The organism is Streptomyces sp. AC550_RSS872 (assembly GCF_019049285.1).
Lineage (GTDB): Bacteria > Actinomycetota > Actinomycetes > Streptomycetales > Streptomycetaceae > Streptomyces.
Window position 1 is genome coordinate 89,339 of sequence record NZ_JAGMUL010000173.1, and the last position, 12,724, is coordinate 102,062.

10 protein-coding genes and 1 pseudogene are annotated in these 12,724 nt (G+C 69.1%); all 11 read left to right on the forward strand.

Annotation, left to right across the window (positions count from 1 at the left end):
* The first annotated feature begins 139 nt into the window (after window positions 1–139).
* On the forward strand, window positions 140–940 hold the full coding sequence (locus KUM44_RS39610) for a sugar ABC transporter permease (RefSeq protein WP_308402823.1): 801 nt from the start codon (window positions 140–142) through the stop codon (window positions 938–940).
* Window positions 940–1,767: a carbohydrate ABC transporter permease gene (locus KUM44_RS39615; protein ID WP_217214611.1), complete on the forward strand. Its 828-nt coding sequence runs from the start codon at window positions 940–942 to the stop codon at window positions 1,765–1,767. Before KUM44_RS39610 ends, KUM44_RS39615 begins: the two co-directional genes overlap by 1 nt.
* 3 nt (window positions 1,768–1,770) lie before the next feature.
* Complete coding sequence (locus tag KUM44_RS39620; RefSeq protein WP_217214612.1) at window positions 1,771–2,973, forward strand: mandelate racemase/muconate lactonizing enzyme family protein; 1,203 nt, start codon at window positions 1,771–1,773, stop codon at window positions 2,971–2,973.
* Window positions 2,974–3,053: 80 nt separating this feature from the next.
* Window positions 3,054–3,311, forward strand: a pseudogene (locus KUM44_RS39625) (SDR family oxidoreductase); the annotation flags it as partial.
* Window positions 3,308–4,321, forward strand: a complete 1,014-nt coding sequence (locus tag KUM44_RS39630) for an RNA polymerase sigma factor (protein ID WP_254390784.1) — start codon at window positions 3,308–3,310, stop codon at window positions 4,319–4,321. The pseudogene KUM44_RS39625 and the gene KUM44_RS39630, both read left to right, overlap by 4 nt.
* A 424-nt stretch (window positions 4,322–4,745) precedes the next feature.
* Entirely contained in the window at window positions 4,746–6,227 is a 1,482-nt protein-coding gene (locus KUM44_RS39635; RefSeq protein WP_217214614.1) for a ricin-type beta-trefoil lectin domain protein, read from the forward strand.
* Entirely contained in the window at window positions 6,224–6,349 is a 126-nt protein-coding gene (locus KUM44_RS47015) for a hypothetical protein (protein WP_302186113.1), read from the forward strand. The genes KUM44_RS39635 and KUM44_RS47015 overlap by 4 nt, the downstream gene beginning before the upstream one ends.
* A gap of 182 nt (window positions 6,350–6,531) precedes the next feature.
* Window positions 6,532–9,453, forward strand: coding sequence for a glycoside hydrolase N-terminal domain-containing protein (locus KUM44_RS39645; protein ID WP_217214616.1), 2,922 nt, complete (start codon window positions 6,532–6,534; stop codon window positions 9,451–9,453).
* A 59-nt stretch (window positions 9,454–9,512) separates the two neighbouring features.
* Window positions 9,513–10,784, forward strand: coding sequence for a ricin-type beta-trefoil lectin domain protein (locus tag KUM44_RS39650; RefSeq protein WP_308402824.1), 1,272 nt, complete (start codon window positions 9,513–9,515; stop codon window positions 10,782–10,784).
* 305 nt (window positions 10,785–11,089) lie between these two features.
* A complete protein-coding gene (gene panD / locus KUM44_RS39655; RefSeq protein ID WP_217214618.1) occupies window positions 11,090–11,512 on the forward strand; it encodes an aspartate 1-decarboxylase in 423 nt (140 codons plus the stop codon).
* A gap of 52 nt (window positions 11,513–11,564) precedes the next feature.
* The gene (locus KUM44_RS39660; protein WP_217214619.1) at window positions 11,565–11,909 is read left to right on the forward strand and encodes a GNAT family N-acetyltransferase; all 345 of its coding nucleotides are present in this window, start codon (window positions 11,565–11,567) and stop codon (window positions 11,907–11,909) included.
* The last annotated feature ends 815 nt before the right edge of the window (window positions 11,910–12,724 follow it).

Below are 12,724 nucleotides of genomic sequence, written 5' to 3' on the forward strand. Positions count from 1 at the left end.
GCGGAGCGACGGGGCGCGAGCAGGTGAGGCGGCAGATGGCCGCGGCCCTGCGTCGAAGTCTCCGCGAGTCCGGGGCGGCCGGCGCGCCGACCGCCTCGCCCCCTACATCCTGGTCGCTCCCGCTGTCCTGATCATCGTGGTGCTCCGGCTCTGGCCACTGGGACTGGGTGTCAACTTCTCCTTCACCGGTGACGGCGAACGCAACGGCGCCACGGTGGGGTTCGACAACTACGCGGAGCTCATCGACGACCCGCTGTTCCGCACCGCGCTGCGCAACGTCGGACTGCTGGTGCTGCTGCTGCCGGTCGCGGTCGCGATCCCGGGACTGCTCGCCACCTTCATCTACCTGCGGGTGCCTGGACACCGGATCTTCCGGAGCGTCTACTTCTTCCCGGCCGTGCTCTCACCGGTGATCGTCGGCGCGATCTTCAACCTGCTCCTCGCCTTCGACGGTCCGCTGAACGCCGTGCTCGGCGGCTCGGGGCTCGGCCCGGTGGACTGGCTCGGCGATCCCGACGTAGCCATGTTCACCGTCGTCGGCGTGCACATCTGGGCGACGTCAGGGATGGCGCTGGTGGTGTTCCTGGCCGGGTTCTCGACCCTGGACCCCGCGCTCCTGGACGCCGCACGGGTCGACGGCGCCTCGCTCGCGCGGATGATCTGGCACGTCATCATCCCGGGTCTGTCCCGCACCATCCAGTTCGTCGTCGTCACCACGATGATCGGGATGCTGACCTCGATGTTCGGGCTGCTCTACGTCATGACCAGTGGTGGCCCGGAAGGATCGACCTACCTGCCGGAGTACTACATCTGGGTCCAACAGGGGCAGATGAGCCGCCCGGCGCTCGCGTCGGCCGCGTCCACCTTCCTCTTCCTCATCATGCTGGTCGTGGGCCTGTTGCAGGTCGGCCTGCTGCGCCGGGCGGGGAGGGAGGACTGATGTCCCGCCTGGGACCGAGCAGATGGCTGGTCGCCGTGCCGATGGCGCTCCTCGCCCTGGCGACGGTCTACCCGCTGCTGTTCACCGTCAACGTCGCGATGAAGACCCGCCGGGAGTACGTCCTCGACCGGTTCTCCCTGGTAAGCGCTCTGAGGTGGGACAACCTCAGCACCGCGTGGAACAGCGACGGCATGGGGCGGTACTTCCTCAACTCCGTGATCGTGGTGACCTGCGCCGTGGCGCTGTTGCTGCTCATCGGGTCCATGGCCGGGTTCGCGCTGGCCCAGGTGCGGTTCCGCGGCTCGTCCGCGCTGACTCTGGTCTGCCTCGCGGCGCTGTTCATCCCGTTCCAGGTGATCATGGTGCCGCTGGCCAGGATCATGGCCGACGGCGGTCTCATCGACACCTATCCGGGGCTGATCCTCGCTTACGTCGCGCAGTTCCTGCCGTTCACCGTCTTCTTGATGACGAGCTACTACCGAGCGGTGCCCACCGAGCTCGTCGACGCCGCACGGATCGACGGCAACACCCTGTACGGCGTCTACCGGCGGATCATGCTGCCGATGGGTGCTCCGGCACTGCTGTCGGTGGGCATCCTCGACGCGCTGTTCTGCTGGAACGACGTGCTCATCTCGCTGCTGATGATGCCGTCGGCCGACCATCGCACCCTGATGGTGGGCATCACCTCGCTGCGCGGCCAGTACTCCGCCGACATCCCCACCTTCGCAGCCGGTGTCCTGATCGCCGGGCTCCCCGTGTTGGTGACCTACCTGTTCCTCCAGCGCCAGATCGCCGACGGCGTGACGGCCGGCGCGACGAAGGGATGACGCATGCGCATCACCGGGTACAGAACCCTGACGACGGCGCAGCGATGGGGTCGACCTGTCGGTGACGCCAACGGCGTCTACGCCGACGGCGTCATGCCGGTGCCGGTCGTCATCGTCGAGACCGATGAGGGGATCACCGGAGTCGGCCTGGGACCGCACGTCGAAGCCGACGCGATCTTCGCCGCCATCGACGGCCAGGACCCGCGCGCGGTGACCGCCCTCTACGACCGCATGCTGCGGCACACCTTCAAAGCCGGGCATGCCGGCGTGGTGTTCGGCACGATCGGCGCGTTCGACACGGCGTTGTGGGACATCAAGGCACAGGCCGTGGGTGAGCCGCTGTGGCGGTTGCTCGGCGGCAACGACCGCATGGTCCACGCCTACGCCTCCGGCCTGGACATCGGCCTCACCGACGACGAGCTCGTCGCCGCCTACCAGGTCTATGCCGAACGCGGGCTGAGGGCGGCGAAGCTCAAGGGCGGCCTGGACATCGAGCGTGACCGGCACCGGCTGTCTCTCGTACGCGAGGTATTGACCGAGGCCGCGCACGGAACCCGGCCAGGGCTCATGCTGGATGTGAACGAGTCCTGGAGCCGCAAGCAGGCGGTACGCCACGTCGCTGAACTGGAACGCACACTCGACCTGACCTGGATCGAGGAACCGGTCCGGCGCTGGGACGCCGACGGCTTGGCCGCTGTCAGCCGTGGCGTACGGACGGCGGTCGCCACGGGGGAGAACCTCACCGGCCTCGAGCAGTTCCGCCCGCTGATCGCGGCCGGAGGCGTCGACATCGTCCAGACGGCCGCGGTCTGGGGAGTCACCCACTTCCTGCGTGTCGCCGCGCTGGCGCACGCCTACGACCTGCCGGTCAGCCCGATCGGCAACACGCCTGTCGCGCTGCTGCACGCCGCGACGTCGGTGCCCAACCACCTCGTCAGCGAATTGCAGGGCCTGCGGCCGCCGATCGGCGTCGCGATGGACCTGCACGTCGAGGACGGCTCCTTCGTGCTCGGCGACATGCCGGGCCTGGGCATCCGGATCGACGAAACGGTGATGACCGCGGCCCCTCAGGGCACGGCACAAGCACCCGACGGACCGCACATACGGCCGGAGCAGGCCGGCCGGCGGCTGCTCGCGGTCACCCCTGGACCATGCCGATCCACCGCGGAAGGGACGTCAGACACCATGGAGATGGAGGATCGATGAATGCGGTTGTCCACTGCGGGGCCCGCACCCTCGAGACCGAGACCGAGATCGAGACCGAGAGCCGGGCCGCCGAGGCGCCGGCCCTGGCCAAGGAGTGGGGCGGGCGCGGCGTCAACGTCAACGCCATCGCACCGGGCCGCATCGCCACCGACAACACCGAGGCGTTACGCGCGGACCCCCAGCGCAACCCGGCGATCCTTGGCCGCCGGATCCCGGCCGGTCGCTGGAGACGCGCCGACGATCTCGCCGGGGCCACGGTGTTCCTCGCTTCCCCGGCGTCGGACCATGTCGACGGCATCGTTCTTCCCGTTGACGGCGGATGGCTGGGGCGATTATGAGCCGCCGCGCATTACCAGCCGGCCGCACCCGAGTCGATCGTGCGTGCGAACCCGAGGGTGGCGACGCGCGCGGCACCTGTGGCGGCCTTGCCCGGGGCAACATGTACGGGCTCGTGATGCGAGCCGGCCGAGCCGACGAGACGAGCCTGGTCGTCGCCGCACAGGCCGGCGATCCACGAGCGCTCGACGACCTGGCCGCGACGTACCTGCCGCTGGTGTACGCGATCGTGCGCAGGGCACTGGGCGAGCGCGCGGACGTCGACGACGTGGTGCAGGAGACGATGCTGCGGGTCCTTCCCGAGCTGCGCACGTTGCGCGCCCCGGAGTGCTTCCGGCCCTGGCTGGCCACGATCGCGACACGACAGATCAGCACCCATCTGAACCGGCGGCAGGCGGACGCCGAACGGACTGCCTCCCTCGACGAGATGGCCGACCCGCCGGATGCCGACGCCGAGAACCTGGCCCTGATCCACGTCGAGCTGTCCGGTCATCGCCGAAAGACCGTACGCGCCAGTCGATGGCTCGACCCGGAAGCCCGGGCGCTGCTGTCGCTGTGGTCGCTGGAGACCGCGGGCCGGCTGACAAGGGCGGAGCTCGCGGCGGCGCTGGGAACGAGCGTGGCTCATGCGGGTGTGCGCGTCCAGCGGATGCGCAACCAGCTGGAGCAGAGCCGGTCACTCGTCGCCGCGCTGGAAGCCAGCCCCCGGTGCCCACAGTTGACCGCCGCGCTGGGGGGCTGGGACGGCGTACCGAGCACGCTGTGGCGTAAGCGCATCACCCGGCACACCCGATCCTGTGCGGACTGCGGCCGGGCCGCCGACGAACTGGTCCCCCTTGAGCGGCTGATCGTCGCCTTGGCGCTGCTCCCCGTCCCGTCGGCGCGGTCGGCGACGGTGCTCGGCTTTTCGGCACTACGGCGACTGCGACTGTTCAAGCAGGCCGCCGATAACGAAAACTGTCGCGATTTACACGCGTCCGCCACTCCAATTCGCCGCCTGAAAACGTTATGAGGGGAGGCCGTCAATAGTCCTGCTTCTCCGGTTAGTTGTACGACGGCTCAGGCCGATATATATATGACGATTCCCTCTTGAATAGACCATGGCAATCTGTCAATCTTCTAGTCGTCGACGCGTGACGTTCCCCGTTCATGACCTGTGAAAGCGGAATCCGAAATCGGTCTACGGATTGCCAGTTGCAGTTCCTGAACCAGCTGACCGGAGATCCGGGCGAAGCCGGGGAGCGAGGCTTTCCAGGCGCCACGGCAGCGGCATGACGCTGACATGCTCGCTGCGCGAGCGATCTGGGAGGGGGCCGGCGCGGAGAGGGCAAGCTCCGCGCCGGCTCGGCCGGCTGCCGGCTGCCGTCAGGCGTCAGGCGTCAACAGATCCTGCACAGCGCAGACGTGACCACACCGCCAACCGGGAAGGCACGACCATGCCCCACCCCCATCGCCGGCGCTACCTCGCCCGGGCGCTCGCCTGCATCCTGACCGCTCTCGGCGCGCTCGCGGTCGTCGAGCCCCAGAGCGCCTCGCCGGCCGCCGCCGACACCGCCCAGTTCCGCGGCGTCAACTGGGCCCGGCTCGGTGACAACTTCCACGGTGGACCGCTGGTCCTGCACGGGTTGAGCGGCTCCGACAGCTACCAGACGGTCGTGGCGAAAGCCAACGCCGTCTACACCGGCTTCGAGAACAACCTCGGCGCCAACACCGTTCGGCTCCCGATCAACACCTATACCGTCGGGACGAGCTGGTGGGGCGCGTACACGGGCGCGATAGACGCAGCCACCGCGAAGGGGTTCAAGGTCGTCCTCTCCTACTGGGAGGACGGAGTGGCCGCCCGCGGCGGTCGCATCGTCAACACGAGCGCCTTCGACACCATGTGGAACACCGTGCTTGGCCGGTACGGCACCAACAGCCTCGTCCACTTCGAGCCGATGAACGAACCGGGCGGGCACAGCGCCGGAGAGTGGGCGAACGTGGTGAGCAACTGGATCAGCAGCCGCCCGTCGATTCCGCGGAACCGCATCTTCGTCAGCGGCGCCGGCCTGAACACCGACATCAAATCCATGTGCGCCGACCGCCGCCTCGACGGGACGTTCCTGTCACTGCACCACTACACGTTCTTCAGCGGCGCGAAGACCTACGACCAGTGGGTGGCGTACCTGCGGAACGCGATCGGCTCCTGCGCCGACCGTACTGTCGTCGACGAGTTCGGCGCGCCGATGGATACCGGGCTCAACTACCACGACGCCGGCAGCACCGACAACTTCGTGCGCTACTTCCGGGCCACCACAACGGTGCTCCGGGAACTGCGGATCGGCTCCGTCTACTGGCCCGGGCTGGGCGGGAAGATACGCGCCGGCCAGGATGACGACTGGTATGCCATGCAGAAACTGCACGGCACCGGCACCGACCTCACGCTCAGCACCCCCAGCGCCAGCGGCCGCGAGCGCCTCCGGTACGGCTGGGGGCTGGACGGCGACGCCCCGGCCCCGACGAGCTTGCTGCGCAACGTCGGCACCGGGCGCTGTCTGGACATCCCCGGCGGGAGCGCGGCGAACCTCCAGGTCCAGGTGGACACCTGCGCCAACTCGGTCGGACAGCAGTGGACCTCGACGGCCGGCGGACAGATCACCGCACTCGGGGGCGAGAAGTGCCTGGACGCGTACAGCAGCGGGACGACGAACGGCACCGTGGTCGGCACGTGGGCGTGCAACGGCGGCGACAACCAGCGTTGGACGGTGGGCGCTGACGGCACCGTCCGCAGCGTTCACTCCGGCCTCTGCCTCGACGTGAACACCGCCACCTCCAAGGTTCAGCTGTGGGCGTGCTGGGGCGGCGACAACCAGAGATGGCAGATCCAGAACACGGACGCGCGACGCGACGCCCGACGCGGCGGACACGGTGGACGGTGACCGCCGGCCGCGGCGCGCTCCGCGTGGGGATCAAGGGGTCGCTCGGCGCGGTCGCCTTCGACCTGGAGCGCCTCAACGAGCTGGAGTTCCACGACGCCACCGGGACCGCTTCCGTGCGCTGAACGCGATCGGCCACAACGGGCTGATCTCAGTCGAGTGGGAGGACGCCGGCGTGGCCTGCTGATCCGAGCGCCCGAGGCGCTGCCGTTCGTTCGGAAGCAGGCGTCCGGCCGTCGCCTTTCTCACCGGTGGTTTGTCATCACCGAAGTCAGTGACCTGCTCCAGTCCGTGAAGGGAGAACGACATGTCCGATGTGACACGCAGACGGTTTCTCGCCGCCGGGGCGGCGGCTGGAGCAGGGATCGTGCCCAGTGGGTGGACGGCCTTCGCCAAGGGCGGCTCGGCCGCGCCGCCGGAGGTTCTGGCCGCCGACGACCTCGCCCTGTGGTACGACAAGCCGGCCGGCGCGGACTGGCTGCGGGCACTGCCGATCGGCAACGGACGCCTCGGCGCGATGGTGTTCGGAAACGTCGACACCGAACGGCTTCAGCTCAACGAGGACACCGTCTGGGCCGGCGGTCCGTACGACTCCGCCAACCCTCGCGGCGCCGCCAACCTCGCTGAGATCCGGCGGCGGGTCTTCGCGGATCAGTGGGGGCCGGCGCAGGACCTGATCAATCAGACGATGCTGGGCAGCCCGGCCGGACAGCTGGCCTACCAGCCGGTCGGCAACCTTCGGCTCTCCTTCGGCAGCGCCACCGGTGCGTCGCAGTACAACCGGACGCTCGACCTCACCACCGCCACGGCCACCACGACCTACGTGCTGAACGGCGTGCGGTACCAGCGCGAGGTGTTCGCCAGCGCACCCGACCAGGTGATCGTGGTCCGGCTGACGGCCGACCGGGCCAACTCCCTCACCTTCACCGCCACCTTCGACAGTCCACAACGGACCACGGTGTCCAGCCCGGACGGGGCCACGATCGCCCTGGACGGCATCTCCGGCACCATGGAGGGCATCGCAGGGCAGGTCCGGTTCCTCGCCCTGGCCAACGCCGCCGTGACGGGCGGCACGGTCAGCAGCTCGGGCGGCACGCTGCGGGTCTCCGGCGCCACCAGCGTGACGGTGCTGGTGTCGATCGGGTCCAGCTACGTCAACTTCCGGAAGGTCGACGGCGACTACCAGGGGATCGCGCGGAGCCGCCTCACCGCTGCCCGCGACGTCGGCATCGACGAACTGCGCAGTCGGCATCGCGCCGACTATCAGGCGCTGTTCAACCGGGTGTCGGTCGATCTGGGACGTACGGCGGCGGCCGACCAGCCGACCGATGTACGGATCGCACAGCACGCGCAAGTCAACGACCCGCAGTTTTCCGCCCTGTTGTTCCAGTTCGGCCGGTATCTGCTCATCTCGTCCTCGCGGCCGGGCACCCAGCCGGCGAACCTCCAGGGCATCTGGAACGACCAGATGGCCCCGTCCTGGGACTCGAAGTTCACCATCAACGCCAACTTGCCGATGAACTACTGGCCCGCCGACACCACGAACCTGTCCGAGTGCTTCCGCCCGGTCTTCGACATGATCGACGACCTGACCGTGACCGGCGCCCGGGTGGCCCAGGCGCAGTACGGCGCCGGCGGCTGGGTGACGCACCACAACACCGACGCGTGGCGGGGCGCCTCGGTCGTCGACGGAGCGCAGTGGGGGATGTGGCAGACCGGTGGCGCATGGCTGGCCACCCTGATCTGGGACCACTACCTGTTCACCGGTGACATCGACTTCCTCCGCTCGAACTACCCGGCCCTGAAGGGCGCCGCGCAGTTCTTCCTCGACACCCTGGTCGCCCACCCGACGCTCGGACACCTGGTCACCAACCCGTCGAACTCTCCGGAGCTCGCTCACCACGCCAACGCCACCGTCTGCGCCGGGCCCACCATGGACAACCAGATCCTGCGCGACCTCTTCAACAGCGTCGCCCGCGCCGGCGAACTCCTCGGCGTGGACGCCACCTTCCGCGCTCAGGCACTGGCGGCCCGGGACCGGCTGGCGCCGACGCGGGTCGGCTCCAGGGGCAACATCCAGGAGTGGCTGGCCGACTGGGTGGAGACCGAGCGGACTCACCGGCACGTCTCCCACCTGTACGGCCTGCATCCGAGCAACCAGATCACCAAGCGCGGGACACCCCAGTTGCACGAGGCCGCGCGGCGGACGCTGGAGTTGCGCGGTGACGACGGGACGGGATGGTCGCTCGCCTGGAAGATCAACTTCTGGGCGCGGATGGAGGACGGCGCCCGGGCCCACAAGCTGATCCGGGACCTGGTGCGGACGGACCGGCTCGCGCCCAACATGTTCGACCTGCACCCGCCCTTCCAGATCGACGGCAACTTCGGCGCCACCTCGGGCATCGCGGAGATGCTGTTGCAGAGCCACAACGGCGAACTGCACGTGCTGCCGGCGCTGCCGGCCGCCTGGCCCACCGGGCGTGTGAGCGGACTGCGCGGCCGCGGCGGACACACCGTCGGCGCCGAGTGGAGCAGCGGCCGGATCGAGTTCGTCGTCACACCCGACCGAACCGGTGCCGTCCGGGTCCGCAGCCGGATCTTCGCCGGCGACTTCACGCTGAAGGATGAATCGAGCGGTGAGCCGGTCCAGCCGAAGCGGCTCGAGGCCGATCTCATCGAGTTCGTCGCCCAGGCCGGCCGCACCTACCGCGCGTCCGCACTCAGGTCGGGTCCGGTGGAGGCCGGTGTGGCCTATCGGCTGGTGGCCCAGCACAGCGGTAAGGCCGCCGACATCAACGGCGCGTCCACGGCCGCCGGTGCGCGGCTGATCCAGTGGCAGATCACCGCCGGTCCCAACCAGCACTTCGAGTTCCTGCCCTCCGACGGCGGGCACTACAAGATCCGGCTCGGGCACAGCGGTCTGTTCCTGCAAGTCGCCGGTAGCGGCAGCGGCTCCGACATCACCCAGCAGCCGGACACCGACACCACCGGCCAGCAGTGGCGGACGGTCGACCACGGCGGTGGCGTGATCAGTCTGGTCAACCGGCAGAGCGGCCTCGCCCTGGACGTGTGGGAGGCCTCCACCGCCGACGGAGCCCGCATCTCCCAGTGGGCGGCCACCGGCAGCACCAACCAGCGATTCCAACTCCACCGCGTCCAGCCCCAGGGCCAACCGCGGTCCCACCGACCAGTCAGAGCCATGTCACCGAGCAGCGAGGGAGTCGCATGATGTCGATCCACAGATGGTTGTTCGGGCGAGCCGTGTTGGCGGCATTGCTCGTTCTGGCCATGGCCGGCGTGGCAGGAGTCAGCGTGGCAGGAGTCAGCGTTGCGGCCGACACGTCGCCCACCGCCGGGGCCACCCTTGCGGGGACCGCCGGATGCGGACGTGCCCCCACACTGACGAGCGGTACGCACACGATTCAAAGCAACGGTAAGAGCCGCTCCTTCATCCTGAGCATCCCTGAGAACTACGACAACACCCGCCAATACCGACTGGTCTTCGGGTTCCACTGGCTGGGTGGCACCGCCGGGCAGGTCGCCGGCGGTGGAAGCGACGGCGATGTCTATGCCCACTACGGACTCCGGCGCCTGGCGAACAACAGCGCGATCTTCGTAGCTCCACAGGGCCTCAACAACGGCTGGGGCAACTCCGGCGGCGAGGACGTGACCTTCGTCGACGACATGATCAGGCGTATCGACAACGATCTCTGTGTCGACACCACGCAGCGCTTCGCCCTCGGCTTCAGCTACGGCGGAGCCATGAGCTACGCACTCGCGTGTGCCAGGCCGAACGTCTTCCGTGCGGTCGCCGCGATAGCCGCGCCCGGCGGGATCAGTGGGTGCAGCGGGGGCACCCAGCCCTTCGCCTACATGGGAATCCACGGCATCAACGACAACATCGGCGCCGGTCGAGGGATGCGGGACAGGTTCGTCAGGAACAACGGCTGCACTCCCCAGAACCCGCCGGAGCCCGCGTCGGGCAGCCGCACCCACATCACGACCGCCTACTCGGGCTGCCGAGAGGGGTATCCGGTCGTCTGGGCCGCGTTCGACGGAGGTCACCAGCAAGGCCCCGTGGACGGGTGCGCCGGCTGTGAGAGCGGCGCCAGGAGCTGGGTCAAGGGAGAGGTCTGGAGCTTCTTCACGGGCGCTGACCCGAACCCGACTCCTCCGGACCCGAGCACATTCCGGCTGCGGAGCCAGTCCGCCGACCGATGCCTGGACGTCAGCGGTGCCAACTCGTCCAACGGCGCCCAGATGATCATCTGGGACTGCCACACCGGCACCAACCAGCAGTTCACCCAGACCGGACAGACCCTGCGGGTGATGGGCAGATGCCTGGACGTGCCGAGCAACGCCGCCCCCGGCGCCCGAGCGCGGATCTGGGACTGCACCGGCGGCGCGAACCAGCAGTGGAACGTGAACACCGACGGAACCGTCAGCAACGTCCAGACCGGACTCTGCCTGGACGTCGACGGCGCCGGCACCGCCAATGGCGCTGCGGTGATCGTGTGGAGCTGCCACACCGGCGCCAACCAACGCTGGGCCCGAGGGTAAGCAGAGCTGTGGAGGCGGCCGCAGCAGTCGCGGCCGCCTTCATCTTTCCTGTGTCCCTCACTTACCTGATTTGCCGTCAGGTACGTCAGCATCAGTCCCCTCACATTCCGAGATGGATTCCGAGCAGACGCCTCGTCGGCGGCGTCACAACAGCCTGGTTCACGTGGAAGTACAGGCAGTGAGCCCTCTCCCCGGACTGAAGCGATGTTCCTCACAGTCGTCGACTCCGACGCGTGCCTGTGTAAAGTGAAGACAGCCCTTGACCTGCACAAAGCAGGCAGGGAGCCGTCTTTCAGGAGTCCAAAGTGCTGCGTACTCTGTTCAAGTCCAAGATCCACCGCGCCACCGTCACCGAGGCCGACCTGCACTACGTGGGATCGGTGACCATCGACGCGGACCTCCTCGACGCCGCCGACCTGCTCCCCGGTGAGCTCGTCCACATCGTCGACATCACCAACGGCGCCCGCCTGGAGACGTACGTCATCGAGGGCGAGCGCGGCTCGGGGGTCGTCGGGATCAACGGCGCCGCCGCCCATCTCGTCCACCCCGGTGACCTGGTGATCATCATCAGCTACGCTCAGCTGACCGACGCCGAGGCGCGGGAGTTCGAGCCGAGGGTCGTGCATGTGGACGGCGCCAACCGGATCGTGGCCCTGGGCGCCGACCCGTCCGAGCCGGTGCCGGGCTCCGACCAGGAGCGCAGCCCGCAGGCCGTTCCGGTGGCCTGAGCGCACTCGTCGCCCCACCGTCGTCCCACCGCAGCCGGACCAGGAGCGTGCCATGAGCGACATCGAGATCCGCGACGACCGGGCGGCGGGCCGCCTGGAGGCCCTTGCAGGCGACGAAGTCACCGGCCGCATCGAGTACTTCGTCCTCGAAGCCCCGGCACGCGCCCTCGTGCCCGTCCACACCATCGTGGAACCGGCCCACGAGGGGAAGGGCATCGCGGGCTCCCTTGCACGTGAGCTGTACGGCATGGCGGCGCGCGAGCAAGTCGTCGTCGCGCCGCTGTGCCCGTACGTCGTGAAATGGGCCGAGCGTCACCCCGACGAGGCTCCGGCGGCCGACCCCGAGCTGCTGGAGGCGGCAAAGGCCTGGCTGCGGGAGCACCCCGAGCGGTTCTGAGGCGCGTGGGAGGGCCGTGGCCTGTGAGGTCCACCTGGGCGCCTGCATTGACGCGGGTCAGTGACTGGTGGCGCGGCCGTCGGGTACGCGGGGGAGTAGTCCAGAGCCGAAGTCACGGACTGGCTGGAGGACACCATGACGAATCCGTACACGGACCCGGTCCATCCGGGGCCGACGCCGGGCCCGGAACCGCAGCATCCGGAGCCGAATCCCGTTCCGCTCCCGGAGCCGCCACCGGCTCCCGAGCCACCCCCCGCTCCGGGGCCGCCGCCTCCTGCCCCAGGGCCGACACCGCCTCCTCCCTCACCCCCGGAACCCACTCCGTCCCCCATCCCGCCCGGACCGGAGCCAGTGCCGAACCCCGAACCAGGGCCACCCCTCACTTGAGCCCCACCCGCGGCCGGCCGGTCGGTGCTCCGGCGCGATCTCGAACTCGGGCGGCCGGACGCCCCGGCCGGACGCCCGCGAGGCATGACCCGCGCGCGCCCGTACCTCATCCCCGTCGTACGGACCCGCCGCTCCCGTGAACGGGTGGCGGACAGCCCGTTCCGATGCCCTCTTCCGCCCTGTGACCTCGTCCGTCCGACGTCCCGGCCGCGCCGATGCCCACCCCTCGGGGACCGCCCTCGGAGCAGTACGGCCTCACCAGGACAGGGGACCGCCCCGTGCCCGGATCAACGACCTGGTACGGGGCGGTCACAGCCGGCCCGGCAGGTCCTAGCTGTATTGATCACGAGCGTTGTTAACACTGCCCGGGCTTGATCATGGCGAAGGCCCCCGTGTGTGGTGGAGGTATCGAATCTTCACCGCACGGA

Excerpts from the sequence above, each read along its gene's own strand:
- KUM44_RS39630 (WP_254390784.1), top strand. The coding sequence starts at position 3,308 with ATGAGCCGCCGCGCATTACCAGCCGGCCGCACCCGAGTCGATCGTGCG.
- KUM44_RS39645 (WP_217214616.1), top strand. The coding sequence starts at position 6,532 with ATGTCCGATGTGACACGCAGACGGTTTCTCGCCGCCGGGGCGGCGGCT.
- KUM44_RS39660 (WP_217214619.1), top strand. The coding sequence starts at position 11,565 with ATGAGCGACATCGAGATCCGCGACGACCGGGCGGCGGGCCGCCTGGAG.
- KUM44_RS39635 (WP_217214614.1), top strand. The coding sequence starts at position 4,746 with ATGCCCCACCCCCATCGCCGGCGCTACCTCGCCCGGGCGCTCGCCTGC.
- KUM44_RS39615 (WP_217214611.1), top strand. The coding sequence starts at position 940 with ATGTCCCGCCTGGGACCGAGCAGATGGCTGGTCGCCGTGCCGATGGCG.
- KUM44_RS39650 (WP_308402824.1), top strand. The coding sequence starts at position 9,513 with ATGGCCGGCGTGGCAGGAGTCAGCGTGGCAGGAGTCAGCGTTGCGGCC.
- KUM44_RS39620 (WP_217214612.1), top strand. The coding sequence starts at position 1,771 with ATGCGCATCACCGGGTACAGAACCCTGACGACGGCGCAGCGATGGGGT.